Here is a 20,267-nt window from a genome sequence, read left to right on the forward strand (position 1 = left end):
TGGTTAAAACGAAACGAGGTCTAATATGGAAGGCCTCGTTTTTGTTTACATAGGGAATAAACGTTAATAAGTAGTTTAAATTGAAAAAAGATTAGCATCTAAATAAGATGCTAATCAATGCTACAAACAGAAGCAGAGCAATCTTCACAAGCAATTTCACATTTTAAAAATTGTAAATCGTGGATTGTAATCTTTCCTTTATGAATTGAAATTGTACCTTGCTTTTTTAATTCATTTAACATTCGATTTACACTTTCACGTGAAGTTGCACAGAAATTAGCGAGTTCTTGATTCGTTAATGGTAAATCGATGAGAATACCATTTTCTTTTAATACACCGTAACTATTTGTCATTCGTATAAGAGTAGAGTACAGGGCACCTTTTTTGCCGTGTAATACTAAATCTCGGAACTTCGTTTGCATTCTTCTTAAATGTTCACTAATCCATTTCATAAATTCAAATACAAGAGCGGGTTTTTGGAGTAATGCTTTTTCTAACGCTTCACGTTTTATTACACCTACTTCAACATCTTCAAGACATTTTGAGTTTAATAAATATTTTGCATTATCCGTGAACAATGTTAATTCTCCAATAATGTCATATTCCGAACAAATTCGAAGTGTTAATTCTTGTCCGTCAGCACTAAGTTTACTAATTTGTACTTTCCCTGAGTGAATGATATAGAGTTCTGTTGCCTCCATACCTTCTTGAAAAATAAAACTACCTTTTTTTATCTGCATTTTATATTCAACAGATGCAAGTAATTCTTTTAAATCTTGAGATAATGTCATACTGTTTGCCACAGTGATCACCTTTCTTCTTATAAGCAATACATTTCCTATTTTGAGTGTAAGTATGATGAAAATGCAAGAGCTATTTAAAAATAAATTGAAATTTCAATGACCGTAAGGAGGAGTAGCTAAAGATGTGAACAAAATGCGAACAGATTTGTGAAAATTTTTTGAATGGGGAAAGTGATGTGAGAAAAGTCACATTGAATATGTAGCTTCTTTTTTATAATGAAGGCAAATAAAAAAATGAAAACTTACTAAGGATTGCAGCAGAAAAGAAGGGATATAGATGCACGAGAACATGAAAGATTCTTTAAAGCGGCCACTTCAAGATTTACGCATTTCAGTTATTGATCGTTGTAATTTTAGGTGCACATATTGTATGCCTGCTGAAGTGTTCGGACCTGATTATGCTTTTTTACAGGAAGAGTGTTTATTAACATTTAATGAAATAGAAAGGTTAGCTAGATTATTTATAAGTATGGGAGTTAATAAAATTAGGCTTACTGGCGGTGAACCTTTATTGCGTAAAGACTTACCGAAATTAATTGCAAGACTTACAAATCTAGAAGGCTTAAAAGACATTGGACTCACAACAAACGGAATTCATTTAGCAAAACAAGCTAAGGCGCTAAAAGACGCGGGATTAAAACGTGTAAATATTAGTTTAGATGCGATAGAGGACCATGTCTTCAAAAAAATTAACGGAAGAAATGTAAGTACAAAACCTGTACTGAAAGGAATAGAAGCAGCAAATGCTGCTGGATTAGAAGTAAAGGTAAATATGGTCGTAAAAAAAGGGATGAATGATAGTCAAATTCTTCATATGGCGCGTTATTTTAAAGAAAAAGAAATTCAGCTCCGTTTCATTGAGTTTATGGATGTAGGCAGTACAAACGGATGGAATTTTGAAGAAGTCATTACGAAGGAACAATTAATAGAGAAAATTAATCGTGTATATCCAATTGAGCCCGCTCAGCCTCGTTATTTTGGAGAGGTTGCGAAATTGTATCGATATGTAGGGAGTAATGCAGAAGTTGGATTTATTACTTCTGTTTCTGAGTCATTTTGTTCTTCTTGTACGAGAGCTCGTATTTCGGCAGACGGCAAGTTTTTCACATGCCTATTTGGAGCGAAAGGAACGGATTTGCGAACGCTTCTTCGAGAAAATATTTCTGATGCATCACTATTAAAAATTTTAAATGATACATGGCGATATAGAACAGATCGATATTCAGATGAAAGAACGGTTGAGAATACAAGTAAACGTCCAAAAGTTGAAATGTCTTACATTGGTGGATAGTGAAAGGAGGATTTCTTATGCAAGAGCGTTATTCAAGACAAGTGTTTTTTTCTGGAATTGGTGAAATGGGACAAAGAAAAATAAGAGAAAAGCATGTGCTCCTAATCGGTGCGGGTGCGCTAGGAGCTGCGAATGCAGAAGCACTTGCTAGGATGGGAATTGGGAAATTGACAATTGCTGATCGTGACTACGTCGAATGGAGTAATTTACAGCGGCAGCAGTTATATACAGAAGAAGATGCGCAGCAGTGTAAACTAAAAGCAATTGCAGCAGCAGAACATGTAAGAAAGATTAATTCTGAAGTGGAAATTGTACCAGTTGTAACAGATGTCACAATGCGAGAAATAGAAGAGTTAACAAAAGATGTGGATCTCATATTAGATGCGACTGACAATTTCGATACGCGTCTACTTATAAATGACATTTCACAAAAAGAAAATATACCTTGGATATATGGCGGATGTATTGGGAGTTACGGTGTAACGTATACAATTCTTCCTGGGAAAACACCATGTTTTCGCTGTCTAATGGATCATCCTATGGGCGGTGCAACATGCGATACAGCCGGAATCATTCAGCCAGCTGTACAAATGGTCGTTGCTCACCAAGTTACAGAGGCGATGAAAATATTGGTGGGTGATTATGAATCATTAAGAGGGACGATGTTGTCATTTGATATTTGGAACAATCAATATCTCTCATTAAAAGTAAATAGACAGAAGAAAAGTACATGTCCTTCTTGTGGGAAATCACGAACGTATCCAAGCTTAATATTTGAAGCGCAAATGAAAACGGAAGTGTTATGCGGACGGAATACAGTTCAAATCCGTTCAGGAATAAAGAGAAATCTTAATTTAACCGAAATTCAAAAACGATTACAAAAAAGTGTACATGTCAAAAAAACGCCTTACTTACTATCATTTCTAGTTGATGAATATCGTTTTGTTTTATTTATAGACGGTAGGGCATTTATTCATGGGACAAATGATGTGAAAATAGCAAAACGATTATACGCCAAATATATAGGATGAACAGAAAAATCGTTTTTTCCTTATTAAAACGAGGTGAAAAAGAATGTTAGATAAACGTATACCAATTCCAGTAGCAGAAGCAGTTGCTCGTGTAATGAAATATGCCTACCAAGGTGAAATGGAAAAGGTTTCTCTTATAGAAAGCTACGGTAGAACACTTGGAGAAGATGTTATTGCAGATCATGATGTTCCGCATTTTGATCGCTCTCCATACGACGGGTTTGCGATTCGAGCGGAAGATACAAAAGAAGCGAGTAGTAGTAACCCCATTCAATTTGAAGTAATTGGCGAAATTGGAGCAGGCTTTGTTTTTACAGAAGAAGTGAAAGAATTTCAAGCTGTCCGTATTATGACAGGTGCCGCAATTCCGGAAGGGTGTAATGCGGTTGTTATGTTAGAGCTAACGGAAGGATTTGAAGAAAACGAAAAGATTTATATGGTATTAAAACGCTCTTTCTCTTCTGGCGATAACATTTCTTTTAAAGGAGAAGATGTAAACCAAAATAGCATCCTTGTGAAAAAAGGGACTGTTATTAATCCTGGAGTAGCAGCGCTTCTTGCTACGTTTGGTTATAGTTCCGTACATGTTATAAAACAGCCGGTTATTGGAATTGTAACAACAGGAAGCGAACTGCTTGAAGTACATGAACAATTAAAGCTAGGGAAGATTCGAAATAGTAACTCTTATATGATTGCTGCTCAAATTGAACGAGCCGGCGGAGTTGTACAGTATTATGGGCAATTCGCTGATGATTTAGAGACGTGTTATAACACTGTAAAAAAAGCGATGAAAGAAGTCGATATTTTAATTACAACTGGTGGCGTTTCGGTAGGAGATTATGACTATTTACCTGCTATTCATAAGAGGTTACAAGCTAATATACTTTTTAACAAAATAGCGATGCGACCAGGAAGTGTGACAACTGTAGCTGAGGTAGAAGGAAAACTACTATTTGGTTTATCTGGTAATCCTTCTGCTTGTTATGTCGGATGTGAGTTATATGTTCGACCAGTCATTGGAACATATTTGCATAGGAAAGATCCACACATTTATCGTGCAGAAGCAATTTTACAAAAAGACTTTTCGAAAGCAAATCCGTTTACTCGTTTTGTAAGAGGGAGAGTGGAATTTGTAGATGGTCAATTACAAGTTACACCAGTTGGTTTAGATAAATCTAGCGCAATTTCTTCACTTGCAGAAGCGAATGCATTTATCGTTTTGCCGGGGGGAACGAGAGGATTTGAAGCCGGAATAATCGTTTCGGTACTGTTATTAGAATCAAACGTCGGAAGTGAGTGGCCGTGGGATGAACCGCTTCGATCATATAAATAATAGAAAATAGATTGCTAACTTATACAAAGATAAGAGGTGCAAAATGACACATACGTATTATGAAGTAATTGATACACCTATTTCAATTGAGGAAGTTACAAACAAAGTAATTCGTCGTGAGTGTGGCGCAGTTACTACTTTCGTTGGTACTGTTAGAGAATTTACGAAAGGGCGTCGTACGCTACATTTAGAGTATGTAGCATATAAAACAATGGCAGAAAAACAACTTGAGAGAATTGGTACTGAAGTAGGAGAGAGGTGGCCTGGGACATTTGTCGCCATTACACATCGCATTGGTACATTACAAATTTCTGATCTTGCTGTTGTCGTCGCTGTTTCTACACCACATCGGAAAGCAGCCTATGAGGCGAACGAATATATTATGGAGCGTATAAAACAAATCGTTCCAATTTGGAAGAAAGAATTTTGGGAAGATGGTGAATCATGGGTTGGTGATCAGTTAGAGAATGTAGCATATGAGAATGGTGAGCCTGAAGAGGAGATGAGAATATGATTGAAGTACTATTATTTGCACATTTACAAGAAGAAGTAAGTAAGCCAGCATTACAAATCGATTGTGAAAATATTACAGTTGCTGAACTAAAGAAGGTACTCATTAAGAAATACAACGTAGCGATTTCAAATGAAATCATGGTGGCTATAAATGAAGAGTATGCAAATGAGAATGACATCATTCAAACTGGTGATACTGTGGCGATGATTCCGCCAGTAAGTGGTGGTTGATTCTTTTCGACCTAATCATGTTACGACGTGATTAGGCTGGAGAGAATGAATATAACTATGCATACATAGGAGGGAACAGGATGAAAAGTCCTAATTTTCAATTAAGTTTACAAACTTCTAATCTAATTATAGGTTTTATGGTATGGGTCATTTTATCATCATTAATGCCTTATATTAAAGTGGATATCCCATTAACTGCGGGGCAAATTTCTATGGTCACAGCAGTACCCGTTATTTTAGGTTCTGTTCTTCGCATTCCAATTGGTTATTGGACAAATCGTTTCGGAGCAAGAAAATTATTCTTTATTAGTTTTATTCTATTATTACTTCCTGTCTTTTATATTAGTGTTGCCAATTCTATGATGGATTTAATTATTGGTGGATTATTTGTAGGAATCGGTGGTGCTGTATTCTCTGTAGGAGTAACTTCTTTACCAAAATACTTTCCGAAAGAGAGTCATGGTTTTGTAAATGGTATTTACGGTGTCGGTAACGCCGGAACAGCAATTACTTCATTTTTAGCGCCTGTTATCGCAACTTCAGTTGGCTGGAGAACGACAGTACAATGTTATTTAGTTTTACTTGCAGCATTTGCACTTATGAACTTTTTATTAGGTGATCGTAGGGAGAAAAAGGTGAATACACCATTAATGGAACAAATAAAAGGTGTATATAAAAATGAGAAACTTTGGTTTTTATGTATCTTTTACTTTTTAACATTCGGATCATTTGTCGCATTTACAGTATACTTACCAAACTTTTTAGTATCTCACTTCGGATTAGAGAAAGTAGATGCTGGTATGCGAACTGCAGGATTCATCGTACTCGCAACAATTATGCGTCCGATTGGTGGTTGGCTCGGCGATAAGTTTAATCCATTTAAAATATTAATCTTCGTATTTATCGGTTTAACACTTTCAGGTATTATTTTATCATTCATGCCTAGTATGAACGTGTATACATTTGGTTGCTTACTAGTCGCATTTTGTGCAGGCATTGGTAATGGTACAATCTTTAAACTCGTTCCAATGTACTTCTCAGAACAAGCAGGTATTGTAAATGGACTCGTTTCAGCTTTAGGTGGACTAGGAGGGTTCTTCCCGCCCCTAATTTTAACATTACTATTCCAACTAACAGGCCATTATGCAATTGGATTTATGGCATTATCAGAAGTCGCACTTGCTTGTTTAATCATTACAGTGTGGATGTATAGTCAAGAAAAGCTGTTAGTGATGTTAAAGAATCATTAATAAGGAAAAAGAACCATCCCAAAGTATTTTGGGATGGTTCTTTTAGTAATAGGCTTCAACATGTTTTTATTGATCTCTCAATAAACGCTTATTTTCTATAAGAATGTGCTTTTAAAATGAAGATGTCAAAAGTTATTCAATTAAAGGGCAGATTAGTTAAGGAAATCTTAAATCTATTCTAAAGATCGAACTCATTTTTAGAATGCAAATATTTAATTGAATCGGGATGTTTAGATGAAAAAAATATAAGTCCACTCAAGATAAACAAGTATCAGGTGTGTTAGGTAGTTTAAGCGACAAGTATAGGATTGATGCAAGTATCCTTCGCATAGTAACTGCATTATCAGATTTTTTTAGGGCCAAATTTTTTGGTAAGGTTAATGGATATTGTGAAAAAGTATACTTAAAATAAAGAAGATAGTTTAGGTCAATAAGATAAAATTATGAATTTGTATAAATAATCCATAATTTTCTTTATGAGTTATATTTGGTATGTTAAAGAAAAGAGAGGAGAGGGGAAATGAAATAAGAATTTTTGATGCACATTTTCATATTATTGGTTTAAGTTTTCTGATTATTGAGAATTGAAGGGGTTTCCGACTAATTAAATGTGATTCATATTTAGTAAAGTGTTTAATCCAACTAAAATATATTTAGAATGAGGTTTTAAATGTTTGTTTTTATTATACTAGACGTAATATTACCAATATTAATATTAATGCTGATTGGTGCAATCTTACAAAGAAAGTTCCAATTTAACTTAAAGCAGCTTTCTACACTTATTACTTATTGCTTAATGCCAGCGGCTGTATTTGTGAATATATATGATATTCGTATAGAGACAGGTTTGTTGCTCCAAATAATATACTATTTAATGCTTTATAGTCTGAGTCTGATCATAGTAAGTCATTTCATTTCAAAAACATTAAAGTTAGAAAAAGGAGAAAGTGCAGCTCTAAAAAATAGCATTTCGTTAATGAATTCCGGTAATTATGGGTTACCAGTAAGTCAATTGATTTTCAGTCACAATCCAGTGGGGGTTTCCATTCAGATTTTTATTGTGATTTTCCAGAATCTTTTAACTTATTCATATGGGATATATAACTTACTATCAGCAACAAAAACAATCGGAGGTATTATTCAATCATTTCTAAGACTGCCTGTATTTCATGCGCTCGTATTAGGGGTTCTCTTTCAATCTTTTAAAATTCAAATACCTAATTCTATCTTGCTACCTCTTAATCAGCTTGCGAATGGTTTTGTTGCAATAGCACTCATATTGCTAGGGGCGCAATTATCCAACATTAAACTTAATTTTTTCCATCGAGTCATAACATGGGCTTTAATTGGAAGGTTACTGATGGGACCATTATTAGCACTTGCTGTAATATACATACTAAACATCGATGGTATTGTTGCACAATCGTTATTTATTGCAAGTTCTTTTCCTACTTCAAGAAATACATCAACCATTGCTATGGAATATCAAATAGAGCCTGAATTACATGCACAAATCGTTTTATTTTCAACAATTTTCAGCATTATTACAGTAACTGTCGTTATTTATTTATCATATATTTTGTTTTGAATATACGTGCAAAAACGAAAAGATTTGAGGCGGTAAATGATGGACAGAAGTCCTAAAGATATGAGAAGAAAGCAGTCTTTCATATATTGGGTGTCGTTTACAATTGTACCATGTTTCAAAATCTAGTCACTTAATTCAAAAAAAGAAACTTATTAGGGTTTATTTCGTATGGAAATCTTTAAAGTATTTACATATAGACTTGCGAAAAAAAGACACAATCTCGCTTATAATTAAAGTTATATGAGCTTAGGGTGATAGCGATGGGGTGGGAGTGTCAAGTAAGAATTTTATGCATAATTGCCACTAAGGGAGATGATTAAAAGTTGAGTAAACAGAATATCAGCACAATAGTTTCAGGAGATTTGATTGTTACCCATCTAATTGGCCAGATTAATACAGAGGATGTGTATGAATGGTTTAATGATTTTGAGCAGGTTTGTCAGCAATTTATTTCTGAGGGTCGGAAATACAAATTGTTGGTGGATAGAAAAGGGTATACCCCAAATCATTTTTCTGTTCAAAAAGTATGGAAAGATAAGTTCTTCAATGAAACCATTTTGAATCATAGTAAGGCAATTGCATTTCTTCTTGAAGAAGGAGAGATACTGAAGTATTTGCAACAATCCAATACAAAAGAATCCGTGGAGTTTTTTGATGATTATGAACAAGCGCTAATTTGGTTGAATGAATATCCAATATAAAAACTGAATAGAAAGAGTTGCTCGTAATGTTACACTTGTCATGAAATTTATTTGTTTACAAGTTGCAAACACCATTTATTTTCTTCATAGATTGCTTGTGAAATAAAAGAACGGAACTACAACAAAAAGAACAAACGTCCCCTAAAAAACGTTTGTCCAAAGGTAATTACTATTTTAACTAAGAAATAGATTACAATTTATGTGTACGAGAAATCTTTTTTATAAGTTTAGGCAATATAGATGTTAGTTCTTGCTTCAAACGCTTCGTAAATGATGGATCTTTACCAGAAGTTGAAATAGTGACAACATATTCATTATTTCTTATAACGCCAGGTGTGTGAAAAGATGATTCTGTACCATCACTTACAACGTTAACCCACTGGAAATCATGAGCGGCCTGTTTGACCATCATATTTACAGCGTGTTGATTTGTAGCTGCATAAATAAGGTGAGCATCTTTAATATCATCATTACTAAAAGCTTTTTGCTTCCAAGTAATATAAGAAAGTTCCTTCATTTCCTCGCAAATTTCTGGACTGACAACAGTGACGAAAGCGCCTGTATCTTTTAATCCAGACGCTTTTCGATATGCAATTTTACCTCCACCAATGATAACAACCACTTTATTTTGTAGATTAAACATAAGAGGGTACATGTTATACATATATGCATTCCTCCATTCGTTCTAACAATGTTAGTTTCATATATGTATCAAACTGAAGACAGTTACAAGTCGTAACATGATTGTATTTTTTTGTATGCAATTCAATTTTTTGAAGTAATAATCCGGTAAAGAGAAGGTATGGCATGACATATACATGGGACGCAGTCGATGTTATATCCTTGAGCTCAACAGCAAAAGAGGGAGTTCCTTTCGTTAAAAAGGAACAGGATACTGGCATACCAAGTTTTCGTTCGATGGCTGCTCCGATTTGTTGTAACTCATGTATCGGTTGTGTATCACTACTGCCTCGTCCTACGAGTAAAATACTACTATTTTGCATTGGCATAGCTTCACGTATTCTTTTCACTACAAGTTCCACCATATGTGGATGTGTACTAAAAGGAGGTACAACTGAAAATGTTATTTGTGGATATTTCTTTTGTAGTTGTTCTATTTCAAAAGGAATATCACGTTTATAGTGAGCTGCTGCAAATAATAAAACAGGTACAATCATTATTTCAGTTGCGCCCTCTAGTAATGTTTCTGTAACTGCATCCGAAATGGTAGGTGTCGTTAGTTCTAGGAAAGCAATTTTTTGAATTCTTTCGTTACGTTCTTTTATAACAGATTGAACAAAATGAATGAATTGTTCATTACCTTCTTGTAGCCGGCTCCCATGCCCAACATATATAATTCCTTTCATCGCAGCACCAAATCTTTCTTCATAATCATGTTTTGTAATTGCTCATCTACATGATGAAATCCAACTTTATTCGCATAGTGTAAAGTTGGAACGTCGGTATACGAGAAAGGGAGAGTAAGGATATCGATAAAGCCAAGTCGTTTTATTTCTGATAAAAATGTATCAATTGAGGCACGCCCTTCAAACACAATGCTTCCCCATGAGAATTCAGAAAGCATACGAGAATGAACTTCATCGAAGCGATCGTCAATAGTATACGCATGAGTCATCATATAAGAACCGGCACCAATTTTTTCTTGAATAACAGCAATTCGGTTAATGTTTCGTCCTAAATAAATCGTTGAATTCGAAGAAAATTGCGCAGGTTTACTTAACAATCCATATTGCATGAGCTTTTCTTGAATAGAAAGATTCATATACTGAAGTTCTGCCTGTAAGGAACGAATATCTTTATGATATTTACTGCATGATTGCATTAAGATGTCTACACTGTCAGCGGAACAAAATACAAGACGATCAACGGTAAAAATCATATTGATTTGTTCAGAGGTTAATGTGTATTCTTTCTTTTTGAAAGTTGGAATTTGATATATTTCTGCACCGGACTCTTGTAACATTTGCTTTATTGCGCTTTTTTTATTTGTTGCAGATGCAAATAAAACTTTCTTGCCGTGCAATGGCTTGCGTTCTTTCCAAGAGATTTGATCCCGTAAGGAAACGACATCACCAACAATTGTCATAGAAGGATTAGAAATATTTTCGTTTTTGACAATAGAAACAATGGTAGACAGTGTCCCTGTGACAACGCGCTGTTTACCAGTTGTACCCCATTCAATGACTGCTACTGGCGTATCTTCTTTTTTTCCTGCTTGTAGTAAGTTTTCACAAATTGTAGGTAAGTTTTTTATACCCATGTAGTAGGCAATCGTGTCGCTATTGTAAGATGAATTATATTTTCCATGATCGGTTAAAGGACCTTTTGCATGTCCGGTTAATAAAGTGACACTATTACTGTAGTCACGGTGGGTGAGAGGAATACCTGCATAGATACTAGCGGCGATGCTAGATGTAATACCTGGTACAATTTCATATGGAATATTTGCTGATGCTAAAGTTTCTGCTTCTTCACCAACACGGCCAAAAATAGATGGATCTCCGCCTTTTAAGCGGACTATGATTTTTCCTTCTTTCGCAAATTGAAGGAGGTGTGCGTTAATCATTTCTTGACGCATAGTATGATTCTTTGGCATTTTTCCGCAATAAATAAGTTCACATGTTTCTTTTGTATAATTAAGAAAGGAAGGGTTTAATAAGCGGTCATATAAGACGATATCTGCACGATTTAAGCACTCTATCGCTTTTTTTGTAATAAGCCCTTCATCACCTGGTCCTGCACCAACTAAATATACATATCCGTTCATATTCGCACCTCGTCTATTTTTATTTAAAAGGAAGCCAGGGGAGGCTTCCTTTTTTAAATTACATGTATATATAAATATCCCCGTCAATAACTTCTACTTCATACGTTTGAATACAACCGTCATCAGGTTTTTGAACTTCACCTGTTAGTAGTGAAATTTTCCAATCATGTAGGGGACAAAAGACGAATTCTCCAGATACAATACCTTCCGCTAATGGCCCTTTTTTATGAGGACAACGATTTTCTACAGCTCGAATATCGCCATTTGAAAGGCGGAATAGGGCGAAAGACATACCTTTCATTTGCACCTCTTTACCGATTTGAATAGGAAGGTCTTCTGCACGCATAACTTTTATTTTTTCTTTCGTTTGTATCATATAGATCACAGCTCCTTATTTCACAGTTTCTACTTCATACATCGCTTTTAATGATTTCGTTTCTAGTGCTTGTCCCCATGCTTCTTTATATGTGCCACGAGCTTTTTGGAAACGTTCATTTAACTTAGTGACCATATTTGCATCTTGCAGTATTTCCTTTATGTGATCGAAGCCTAATCGTTCTGTCCAGTAGGCAGTACGCTCTCCATAAATACCAGTTTCACGATAATATTGCATGTAAGCTGTAGCGATGCGAAGGACATCATCTTCAGTAGGGACAATCATTACAAAATCAGCTTCGCGTACTTCCGTACCACCATTTCCGCCAATATAAAGTTGGTATCCATTTTCGACACAAACAACGCCAAAATCTTTCGTCAGTACTTCCGCACAGTTACGTGGACAGCCCGTTACACCCATCTTCATTTTATGAGGTGTATCTACCATTTCTAATGATTGTTCAAGCAACATACCAAGTCCTAATGAATCTTTCGTACCGAAACGGCAGAAACGAGAGCCAACACATGATTTTACATTACGAAGAGATTTTGAATACGCATATCCAGAAGCCATATTTAATTCAGCCCATACGTTAGGTAAATCTTGTTTCTTAACACCGTATAAGCCAATTCGGCTCGCACCTGTAATTTTCACAAGTGGAACATCGTACTTTTTCGCAACTTCAGCAATTTTCATTAAATCATCTGCTGTTGTAACGCCTCCGTACATACGTGGAATAACAGAGAAGGTACCATCGTGCTGGATGTTACCATTCATTCTTTCATTCACGAAACGGGATGATTTATCATCTTCATATTCTTCTGGAATCGCCATACGTAAATAGTAGTTTAAAGCAGGACGACATTTCGAACATCCATCTTCATGTACAAAACCAAGAACGTTTCGTACTTCTTTTGGAGATTTTAAACCTTTCTCATGAATGGCCGCTACGACTTCATCACGTGATAAAGGTGTACATCCGCACATACCGGTAGACTGTGCAGAAGCATCAAAAGCATCTCCAAGTGTATGAGATAAAACTTGTTCTACAAGCGGACGACATTTACCACAAGACCCTGCGGCTTTCGTACAGGCTTTAACTTCTTCAAAAGTCTTTAACTCCTGTTCTAAAATGGCGTGAACGATTGTGCCTTTCGTAACACCATTACATCCGCAAATTGTGTCATCCGCACTCATAGTAGCAACGTCAAGTTCACATTCTTCACCAGCTTTGTGAAGAATGGAAGCTGGTGTATATTCTTGTATATCTTCTTCTTTCTTTAATATGCTAAAGAGGCGGGTACCGTCAGCTGTATCACCGTATAAAACGATACCGACGACTTTATTATCACGAATTAATATTTTTTTATAGGAACGTTTACATTCATTAAAGATGGATATTGCTTTCGTTTGATCATCTTCATAAATTTGGCCAGCAGAGAATAAATCACAACCTGCAACTTTTAATTGTGTACCGACGATACTGCCCGAATATCCATCAGTTTGTAAATTTGTTATATGTTTTGCTAATATCGCACCTTGTTCATAAAGAGGAGCAACAAGTCCATATGCGATACCGTCATGCTCTGCACATTCTCCAACTGCATAAATGGACTCATCATTTGTTAGCATATAGTCATTGACTACAATACCGCGATTTACAATTAGACCAGCATCTTTTGCTATTTGCGTATTTGGCCGTATTCCGACAGCCATTACGATTAAATCACAATCTACAACTTCACCGTCTTCAAATTGAATGCCCTCAACATGGTCTGTACCAAGAATTTTTACAGTTTTCTTTTCCATTAAAAACTTCATGCCTTGTGCTTCTAAATCTTCACGCAGAAGAGCAGCTGCTTTCGTATCTAGTTGTTGCTCCATTAAGCTAGGCATTAAATGAACAACATGTACGTCCATTCCTAAATCAATTAGACCTCTTGCGGCTTCTAAACCGAGTAACCCGCCACCAATGACAACGGCCTTTTTCTTTTCTTTAGCGGTATCTATCATAAATTGTGTATCTTCAATAGTTCGAAATCCTGTTACACCAGAAAGTGCGGAACCTTCAACAGGTAAAATAAAAGCACTAGAACCTGTTGCGATAATGAGCTTGTCGTATGTAAGAGTACGCTTCTTTTCTGTAATAATAATTTTTTCTTCTCGGTTAATACTTTGAACTCTTTCATTCGTATACAAAGTTATTTCGTTTTCTTCATACCAACTGTATTCATTCATAATGATATCTTGTATATTTGTTTTGCCTTGTAAAACATGAGAGAGCATAATGCGGTTGTAGTTTGGATGCGGTTCATCTCCAAAAATAGTAATCTCATATGAATCACTATCATGTTTTAAGATTTCTTCCATACAGCGAATGCCAGCCATACCATTTCCGATCATAACTAAACGTTTTTTCATTTTCGTTTCCCCTTTTTATGTGAAATATTGAACAAAGGATTATATTTTTATTATAGAAAATCAAATAAGGGGGAGATGTGATATTTATCACATCTTTATAATGATTCACAAATTGTTAAAATTCGGTTTTATGTGAAGGGGATGTGAATATTTTTCGCGAAACGAAAAAGCAGGCCATAAGTATTTACACTCATGTCCTGCACTTGATTTATGCTTTCGTAATGGCACGCGGAAATAAAATATTATTTTCTAAATGAATATGCTCAAATAAATCAGACTCTAGCGCTTCGAGGCGTTGGTAAACAAGTCGATAAGTACCGCAAGCACCTTCTGGAGGAGTAAAGTCATTTGTCACTTTACGAAGTTCTTTTATAATATTTCCAGCATGATTGTGCTCATTTTTTAGTTCATTTACTACTTTACGTAACTTAGCATAGTTTTCATTAGTTGGATTTTGTTCAAATTCTAAAATTAATGGAAAATCTTCCATTTCTTCTTTAATTAAATGCTGTTCTAATTCCATTCTAAGTTCATGAAATAGCTTATGAATTTGAGCAAAATGAGGCTGACTTGCCCCATGAACACGTAATACTTTTGTCACATATGGACTTAACTGTGGTAATTCTTCATTTAAATAGCGGTGATGCTTATTTATGACATAATCAATCAATTCACGATAAGAAGCATTTTTCCAATCAATTTCCGATTCATTTAATCGTTTCGTATTATGATAAAGCGTATTTAACTCTGTAAGCACTTCAGTAGCTGATAAATTTCTTTCATGAATTGCATCAATAAGTGGCTTATTACCGCCACAACAAAAATCTATTCTATATGATTTAAAAAGATCACTAGCTTTCGGAAATTGTGTAACAATCTCACCAACAATTGAAGTTTCAGTAAATGTATGTTCCATATGAATGCCTCCATAAAATTTTAATGTAATATCTGAATTAAGAATAGCGATAAATTAAAATCTATGTAGTGATTGAAATCACTTATTCTGTGTCGTTTTTGAGAATAATAAGAAGAATGTTATTAAAATAAGGGGGAAAGTAATAAGTGGTAATATTTTACGTTAATAAAAAAGAAGCTTAGTAAAAGCTTCTTTTTTATTACTATTTTTCACATGCAATTCCATCGCCATCACGATCAAGATGAGAGCTATAACCTGGTTGCCCTTTATGTAAAGGAGCTTTCCCAGCTGCTCTAACTGCAGCACAATTTTTGTAGTATGCACTATCAGTATTACCATTAGCTGGTTGTGTTTGAGCTTGCTGTGCTTTTTGTTCTTCTTGTTGTTTACGAGCTTGTTCATCAGCCTGACGTTTTTGTTCTTCTTGTTGTTTACGAGCTTGTTCATCAGCCTGACGTTTTTGTTCTTCTTGTTGTTTGCGAGCTTGTTCATCAGCCTGACGTTTTTCATCCTCTTGCTTACGAGCTTGTTCATCAGCCTGACGTTTTTCATCCTCTTGCTTACGAGCTTGTTCTTCGGCTAGACGCTTCTCATCTTCTTGCTTTTGAGTTTTTTCGTCCGCCTCTTTCTTTTCTAGCTCTTTTTTCTGTTCGCTATCTTTTGGCTCTTCATTATTAGAGGCAACTTTTGTACTAGTTGCTGTCGTTTTTTCAGAAGAAGGAGCTGAAATACCTAATAACGCAACAAAAATGACAAATAATACAGCTGTAATAATAAATTGTTTTTTCGCTACACCTGTTTTCTTAATAACAGATAAGATTGCTAGAACAAGGAAGAATATAAATAGAATGAAACTTAAAGTAGAAAAAAACTCGACGACGGGGTGTTCCGATTTTGTTGTACCGGCCGTTATTAATATAATAGAAATCATAAAAAGAATAACGGTAGGACGTCCATATTGTTTTGCTTTTCCATTTTTCTTAAAGAATGAAATGATACATAAGATTAAAAGAATAAAAGCAATAAAAAATAAAGCTGCACCGATATTACTTAAAATCGACATTTTCATACCTCCATTTGTAAGATTCTTCTTATTGATTATATAGGAATTTATTGGATATTACACGTTTTGTATAAATTTAGAAAATTAATATTTTTAATAGATTCATAAACATTTATTTTATATATAAGGAAAAATGGATATATTTCCTATTACTTTTTGAAAGAGATTTCATAAATTATAGTATATCGATTGAAAGGAGGAGATTTGAATGGAATTTCAATTGTTGGTAACTTGTATATTACAAGAAGGTAATGCTTACTTTTTAGTAACGAAGGTAGATGATGTTATTACGTTAAAAGTACCGATTACTGCGGGAGTAGCAGGTTTATTTTTAGCTTTAGGTGTACCAAGATGTTCTTAATTTAAATCTATAGTAGAAGAGGAAGGGACATGCCTTCCTTTCCTACTATTACATAATATAATTATGTAAACTTAAATATCATATTTGTGATAGCACGTTTGAAATGGACATGCATATACTATAATGTTTCATTGGATGTTAGCGGTGAAAGGTAGTTTTAATAAGTGCATCCAGTGATATTTTTAAGCTATGAAAATAAAAGAGGTGCTATTATATATGAAAAGAAAAACATTGGATATTCCAGTTACATTGCGAAGAGAGTGGTTTTTAATAGAGTTAGCTCATTTAACGAAAAAATATGGAATTGAAATTGCAACTAGTAAAATGGATGCTGCACCGTTTTTAAGAGATCAAGTTACGGAGTCAAAGATAGGGAAAGGGCTACAATACGATAAATATGATGATGAGTATATAATTGAAAATTAAAGGGTAACAACAAAATTAAATTAATTTATAACAAAATATAAAATAAAGCAGATTCTAAATATAGAATCTGCTTTATTATGAAATACTTGTAGTCAACTAGCCTCTTTCTAGTGTTTTTCCTACATATTTCTCTTGCGTTATTCCAAAAGAGTCACGAAGAATGCGAGCATAATCTTTAGATTCTATTGGTCGTTTATTTTTGGTGCCTTTAAAGGTTTCTGTATAATTTTTATTTGTTAATGATATGTGACCATAAGTAGTTAATTTACAAGTGATAGCTCCTTTATTAAAAGGAGATTCTTTATGCTCTACAATCACTTTTTGAATCTTATTCACTTTTTTCTCATCTATTGGATCTACAGTGAAAGCATAGCCTATTTTCCATTCGTTTGAAGGTTCAGATTGTAAGAAACTTGTAGATTCCCCGTTAGCTCCTTTTCTCATTTCTAAAATATGCGTACCTTTTCGAGTATTTCGCTTACGAATTCGATATTCTCCTGTTTGAGAGGAGATGACTTCTCCGTTAAAAGGGACTGGATGTAAAGGGAGATGAGATGCAAAACCTGCATCCACAACATAATCTTTATCCTCATGACTTAATATGATAATGACATGACCATCATCGGGTTTCCATTTATTATCGTAAAGGTCATAAACAGTACCGGCTACTTTGTATACTTGAAACCCACAATCAATTAAAAAATAATACAATAGGGAGTTTAATTCATAACAAAGTCCACCTCGTTTTTGAATAAGTAACTTTTCTATTAAGTTATCTTTTGAGATATTTTTAATAGTACCAGCCATAATATCAAGATTTTCATAGGGGAGGATCATTCCCATTTTTAAGAGAATTTCATCTAAATCATCAAGTGTTATTTCTTTTGCAGGAATTTCTAAGCGTTTAAAAAACTCCTTTTGTAATTTGGTCATCATAAAGTATTCTCCTTTCTTTTTACAGAATTTTCTTCTGCTCACCGATAGGTTAGTACTTCTAAAAAGTTAATTCAAGTGTGCGGAAATTATCATAATATATGTTTCTGGAAATATGATTTTCTATTCGGAAATTTCAGTTTAATTTTTAATCGTAGGAAAGTCTTATAATACAAGCTCCTTTAAAATTAGTTTGTATTTAATGAAAAGAAAGTACATATCTTTATTATATTTTTAAATAACTAACTAGTAATAAAATGTTTTTTTACTAAAATTTTTTCAAGATTTGTATGCTTTATATAAACAATAATGATTTAAAAAATATCTGGGTGTAGCGAAGTTAACAATTATTGAGAAACTTTTTTGTCGTATTCTATCAAAAGGAAGAGGTAGAAACAAAGAGAATAACGAGAGTTAAGGAAGAGGGTATACAACTAGTAACCTTCTAAAAATAGGGCTAACATCTTTTAAAAATAAAAGATTAGCTATTATTAAGGAAGGGAAAATATAAAATATTATAAAGAACACCTTCTTTCAAAAAAATAGGGGGAGTAATATGCGACTGATGAGAAGATGTGTGGCCTTACTAATTGTATTTTTTATCATGGCTCCAACGATTAGCACAAATGTACAGGCAGAAGTTGTAAAAGAGCTTGGAAAGGGGTTTCCTGATACAGAAGTATTCACACCTGGAGAATGGTTTTTAGGCCAAAAACCTGCTAATTATGATGAGAATAAACCGCCAATTCTCTTTGTACAAGGAAGAAATGGTAATGCTGATAGTTGGTATGGAAAGACAGTATATCATGATATAAATGATATGTATGATTATGCTTTAAAAGCAGGCTATCAAACAGTGTTTATACAATTGTATGATGCTGCAGGGAAAGGTTCGGCTAGTCAGTGGGATAACGGAAAATTGTTAGCACAAAAACTTGAAGAAATATATAATTATTTCGGTAAAAAAGTTAATATTGTAGCGCATAGTAAAGGTGGTATTGATACACAAGCCGCATTAGTTGAATATGGTGCGAATCGATTTGTTGGAAATGTTATTACACTTGCTACACCGCATCACGGCTCAAATTTAGCAGATTTGTCATATAGTTGGTGGGCAGGTTGGCTTGCTTCTATATTAGGTCAAAAAGATGATGGTACGTATTCGTTACAAATAGGTGAAATGGCAAAGTTTCGTTCAATAATAGATAACAACCCAGCAGCTAAATTAAACCGTTACTATACGGCTACTGGAACTAGCTGGGGGCCAACATTTTCTGCATTATCTATGGGCGGGTTATATTTATCATCGTACGGTTCAAATGATGGACTAGTAAATGAATGGAGTGCGAAGCTATCGTACGGTACACATTTATTTACAGATTCCAGATTTGATCATGACAATATAAGAAAAGGATCAGCTGTTTTTGCACGAATTGAACCATATTTACGTACGACAAATGTGGGATTACCAGCTTTAGTAGCATCCAGCACTAGTTCAAATGAAGATCTAGAACAATTAAATACAACTTCAAATCAAAATATTTTAGGAGGCGAATTACCACAAAATCAGTGGATAGAGCAAAGTATTTCTGTTGATAAAAAGGCTGAAGGAATAGTTTCTGTACTAACTGCTTCTTCTGATGTAGAAGTACAAATGGTATCTCCAAAAGGAAAAATCTATGCAAATAAAGATAGCGCTATAACTACTGGTGAAGGCGAATCTTTCTTTAATGGGGCGACAATTAGAACATTTAAGTTTGATAAATTGGAAGTAGGCGAATGGAAAATCAAAATGATGGCGAAGCAGTCGAAAGATGCATATTTAGTTGTAAGCGATTACAAGGATGACGCACCATTTGTTCTTCGAATGCCTACAAAAGTTAAAGTAAATAAACCTGAGTATAAACTGAAAAAATCACCTGTGGCACCTGAAATGAAAGGGGATCTTTCCATAACAGTAAGAGTCGTTAATAAAGAAGGTAAGTTAGTCTCTGAATTTAATGAATTACAAAATGTTAATACGAATACATTTACAGGTGCTTTGAAAGATATAAAACAACCGGGAGTATATAACGTTACGATGGATATAAAAGGGATGAATAAAGAAGGAAAACCATATAATCGTACGATTGTTAAGTCGGTTTATGTAGAGAAATAAGGAAGAATAAATAAGTATAATAAACAAGTGCAGAAATCTTGTGTTAGAAAGAATTCTGCACTTGTTTATGTGGGGAGAGATAAT

Annotated in this window: 20 protein-coding genes and 1 pseudogene; 12 read left to right on the forward strand and 9 right to left on the reverse strand. The window is 34.4% G+C overall.

Annotated elements, in window-relative coordinates:
* Positions 1-110 precede the first annotated feature (110 nt).
* Positions 111-803, reverse strand: a complete 693-nt coding sequence (locus HFD78_RS14160) for a Crp/Fnr family transcriptional regulator (protein ID WP_000013866.1) — start codon at positions 801-803, stop codon at positions 111-113.
* 277 nt (positions 804-1,080) lie between these two features.
* On the opposite strand from HFD78_RS14160, the gene moaA reads away from it, so the two are divergent.
* From moaA to HFD78_RS14205, 9 genes and pseudogenes are all read left to right on the forward strand, one after another.
* Positions 1,081-2,094 carry a GTP 3',8-cyclase MoaA gene (gene moaA, locus HFD78_RS14165; protein WP_000545029.1) on the forward strand — a complete coding sequence of 338 codons (1,014 nt, stop codon included), beginning with the start codon at positions 1,081-1,083 and terminating at the stop codon, positions 2,092-2,094.
* Between the two features lie 17 nt (positions 2,095-2,111).
* The gene (locus HFD78_RS14170) at positions 2,112-3,125 is read left to right on the forward strand and encodes a molybdopterin-synthase adenylyltransferase MoeB (RefSeq protein ID WP_001158116.1); all 1,014 of its coding nucleotides are present in this window, start codon (positions 2,112-2,114) and stop codon (positions 3,123-3,125) included.
* Positions 3,126-3,168: 43 nt separating this feature from the next.
* Positions 3,169-4,458, forward strand: coding sequence for a molybdopterin molybdotransferase MoeA (locus HFD78_RS14175; RefSeq protein WP_000884819.1), 1,290 nt, complete (start codon positions 3,169-3,171; stop codon positions 4,456-4,458).
* 43 nt (positions 4,459-4,501) lie between these two features.
* Complete coding sequence (locus tag HFD78_RS14180; protein WP_000149980.1) at positions 4,502-4,972, forward strand: molybdenum cofactor biosynthesis protein MoaE; 471 nt, start codon at positions 4,502-4,504, stop codon at positions 4,970-4,972.
* On the forward strand, positions 4,969-5,202 hold the full coding sequence (gene moaD, locus HFD78_RS14185) for a molybdopterin converting factor subunit 1 (RefSeq protein ID WP_000573682.1): 234 nt from the start codon (positions 4,969-4,971) through the stop codon (positions 5,200-5,202). The genes HFD78_RS14180 and moaD overlap by 4 nt, the downstream gene beginning before the upstream one ends.
* Positions 5,203-5,282: 80 nt before the next feature.
* Entirely contained in the window at positions 5,283-6,452 is a 1,170-nt protein-coding gene (gene narK, locus HFD78_RS14190; RefSeq protein WP_000841858.1) for a nitrate transporter NarK, read from the forward strand.
* A gap of 238 nt (positions 6,453-6,690) precedes the next feature.
* A pseudogene (locus HFD78_RS14195) lies at positions 6,691-6,819 on the forward strand (PspC domain-containing protein); the annotation flags it as partial.
* A gap of 303 nt (positions 6,820-7,122) precedes the next feature.
* Entirely contained in the window at positions 7,123-8,040 is a 918-nt protein-coding gene (locus HFD78_RS14200) for an AEC family transporter (RefSeq protein WP_000497500.1), read from the forward strand.
* Between the two features lie 323 nt (positions 8,041-8,363).
* Entirely contained in the window at positions 8,364-8,741 is a 378-nt protein-coding gene (locus HFD78_RS14205; RefSeq protein ID WP_000043362.1) for an STAS/SEC14 domain-containing protein, read from the forward strand.
* 190 nt (positions 8,742-8,931) lie between these two features.
* On the opposite strand, the gene HFD78_RS14210 is transcribed toward HFD78_RS14205, so the two are convergent.
* From HFD78_RS14210 to HFD78_RS14240, 7 genes are all read right to left on the reverse strand, one after another.
* Positions 8,932-9,405, reverse strand: a complete 474-nt coding sequence (locus tag HFD78_RS14210; RefSeq protein ID WP_000282595.1) for a precorrin-2 dehydrogenase — start codon at positions 9,403-9,405, stop codon at positions 8,932-8,934.
* Complete coding sequence (locus HFD78_RS14215) at positions 9,398-10,108, reverse strand: sirohydrochlorin chelatase (protein WP_000676191.1); 711 nt, start codon at positions 10,106-10,108, stop codon at positions 9,398-9,400. The genes HFD78_RS14210 and HFD78_RS14215 overlap by 8 nt, the downstream gene beginning before the upstream one ends.
* The gene (locus tag HFD78_RS14220) at positions 10,105-11,529 is read right to left on the reverse strand and encodes a uroporphyrin-III C-methyltransferase (protein ID WP_001014970.1); all 1,425 of its coding nucleotides are present in this window, start codon (positions 11,527-11,529) and stop codon (positions 10,105-10,107) included. The genes HFD78_RS14215 and HFD78_RS14220 overlap by 4 nt, the downstream gene beginning before the upstream one ends.
* A gap of 58 nt (positions 11,530-11,587) precedes the next feature.
* A complete protein-coding gene (gene nirD / locus HFD78_RS14225) occupies positions 11,588-11,905 on the reverse strand; it encodes a nitrite reductase small subunit NirD (protein ID WP_000616682.1) in 318 nt (105 codons plus the stop codon).
* A 15-nt stretch (positions 11,906-11,920) separates the two neighbouring features.
* Positions 11,921-14,326 (reverse strand): NADPH-nitrite reductase large subunit, encoded by a 2,406-nt coding sequence (gene nirB / locus HFD78_RS14230; RefSeq protein ID WP_000746918.1) that lies wholly within the window; start codon positions 14,324-14,326, stop codon positions 11,921-11,923.
* Positions 14,327-14,534: 208 nt separating this feature from the next.
* Positions 14,535-15,242, reverse strand: coding sequence for an iron-sulfur cluster repair di-iron protein (gene ric, locus HFD78_RS14235; RefSeq protein WP_000401359.1), 708 nt, complete (start codon positions 15,240-15,242; stop codon positions 14,535-14,537).
* 202 nt (positions 15,243-15,444) lie between these two features.
* Positions 15,445-16,305 carry an excalibur calcium-binding domain-containing protein gene (locus HFD78_RS14240; protein WP_000025808.1) on the reverse strand — a complete coding sequence of 287 codons (861 nt, stop codon included), beginning with the start codon at positions 16,303-16,305 and terminating at the stop codon, positions 15,445-15,447.
* Between the two features lie 208 nt (positions 16,306-16,513).
* Here HFD78_RS14240 and exsG point away from each other — a divergent pair, with 208 nt between their 5' ends.
* On the forward strand, positions 16,514-16,666 hold the full coding sequence (gene exsG, locus HFD78_RS14245) for an exosporium protein ExsG (RefSeq protein WP_000395679.1): 153 nt from the start codon (positions 16,514-16,516) through the stop codon (positions 16,664-16,666).
* Between the two features lie 216 nt (positions 16,667-16,882).
* Positions 16,883-17,092, forward strand: a complete 210-nt coding sequence (locus HFD78_RS14250; protein ID WP_000824207.1) for a hypothetical protein — start codon at positions 16,883-16,885, stop codon at positions 17,090-17,092.
* A 96-nt stretch (positions 17,093-17,188) separates the two neighbouring features.
* On the opposite strand, the gene HFD78_RS14255 is transcribed toward HFD78_RS14250, so the two are convergent.
* On the reverse strand, positions 17,189-18,028 hold the full coding sequence (locus HFD78_RS14255; protein WP_000988429.1) for an arylamine N-acetyltransferase family protein: 840 nt from the start codon (positions 18,026-18,028) through the stop codon (positions 17,189-17,191).
* A gap of 553 nt (positions 18,029-18,581) precedes the next feature.
* Here HFD78_RS14255 and HFD78_RS14260 point away from each other — a divergent pair.
* On the forward strand, positions 18,582-20,183 hold the full coding sequence (locus HFD78_RS14260; RefSeq protein WP_001238709.1) for a lipase family alpha/beta hydrolase: 1,602 nt from the start codon (positions 18,582-18,584) through the stop codon (positions 20,181-20,183).
* The last annotated feature ends 84 nt before the right edge of the window (positions 20,184-20,267 follow it).

It is taken from the genome of Bacillus sp. EKM501B (genome assembly GCF_011800505.1).
In the GTDB taxonomy this organism is placed as follows: Bacteria; Bacillota; Bacilli; order Bacillales; family Bacillaceae_G; genus Bacillus_A; species Bacillus_A cereus.

Excerpts from the sequence above, each read along its gene's own strand:
- exsG (WP_000395679.1), top strand. The coding sequence starts at position 16,514 with ATGGAATTTCAATTGTTGGTAACTTGTATATTACAAGAAGGTAATGCT.
- HFD78_RS14260 (WP_001238709.1), top strand. The coding sequence starts at position 18,582 with ATGCGACTGATGAGAAGATGTGTGGCCTTACTAATTGTATTTTTTATC.
- ric (WP_000401359.1), bottom strand. The coding sequence starts at position 15,242 with ATGGAACATACATTTACTGAAACTTCAATTGTTGGTGAGATTGTTACA.
- HFD78_RS14175 (WP_000884819.1), top strand. The coding sequence starts at position 3,169 with ATGTTAGATAAACGTATACCAATTCCAGTAGCAGAAGCAGTTGCTCGT.
- HFD78_RS14180 (WP_000149980.1), top strand. The coding sequence starts at position 4,502 with ATGACACATACGTATTATGAAGTAATTGATACACCTATTTCAATTGAG.
- narK (WP_000841858.1), top strand. The coding sequence starts at position 5,283 with ATGAAAAGTCCTAATTTTCAATTAAGTTTACAAACTTCTAATCTAATT.
- HFD78_RS14240 (WP_000025808.1), bottom strand. The coding sequence starts at position 16,305 with ATGTCGATTTTAAGTAATATCGGTGCAGCTTTATTTTTTATTGCTTTT.
- HFD78_RS14255 (WP_000988429.1), bottom strand. The coding sequence starts at position 18,028 with ATGATGACCAAATTACAAAAGGAGTTTTTTAAACGCTTAGAAATTCCT.
- HFD78_RS14210 (WP_000282595.1), bottom strand. The coding sequence starts at position 9,405 with ATGTATAACATGTACCCTCTTATGTTTAATCTACAAAATAAAGTGGTT.
- moaA (WP_000545029.1), top strand. The coding sequence starts at position 1,081 with ATGCACGAGAACATGAAAGATTCTTTAAAGCGGCCACTTCAAGATTTA.
- HFD78_RS14200 (WP_000497500.1), top strand. The coding sequence starts at position 7,123 with ATGTTTGTTTTTATTATACTAGACGTAATATTACCAATATTAATATTA.
- nirB (WP_000746918.1), bottom strand. The coding sequence starts at position 14,326 with ATGAAAAAACGTTTAGTTATGATCGGAAATGGTATGGCTGGCATTCGC.
- HFD78_RS14170 (WP_001158116.1), top strand. The coding sequence starts at position 2,112 with ATGCAAGAGCGTTATTCAAGACAAGTGTTTTTTTCTGGAATTGGTGAA.
- moaD (WP_000573682.1), top strand. The coding sequence starts at position 4,969 with ATGATTGAAGTACTATTATTTGCACATTTACAAGAAGAAGTAAGTAAG.
- HFD78_RS14220 (WP_001014970.1), bottom strand. The coding sequence starts at position 11,529 with ATGAACGGATATGTATATTTAGTTGGTGCAGGACCAGGTGATGAAGGG.
- nirD (WP_000616682.1), bottom strand. The coding sequence starts at position 11,905 with ATGATACAAACGAAAGAAAAAATAAAAGTTATGCGTGCAGAAGACCTT.
- HFD78_RS14250 (WP_000824207.1), top strand. The coding sequence starts at position 16,883 with ATGAAAAGAAAAACATTGGATATTCCAGTTACATTGCGAAGAGAGTGG.
- HFD78_RS14215 (WP_000676191.1), bottom strand. The coding sequence starts at position 10,108 with ATGAAAGGAATTATATATGTTGGGCATGGGAGCCGGCTACAAGAAGGT.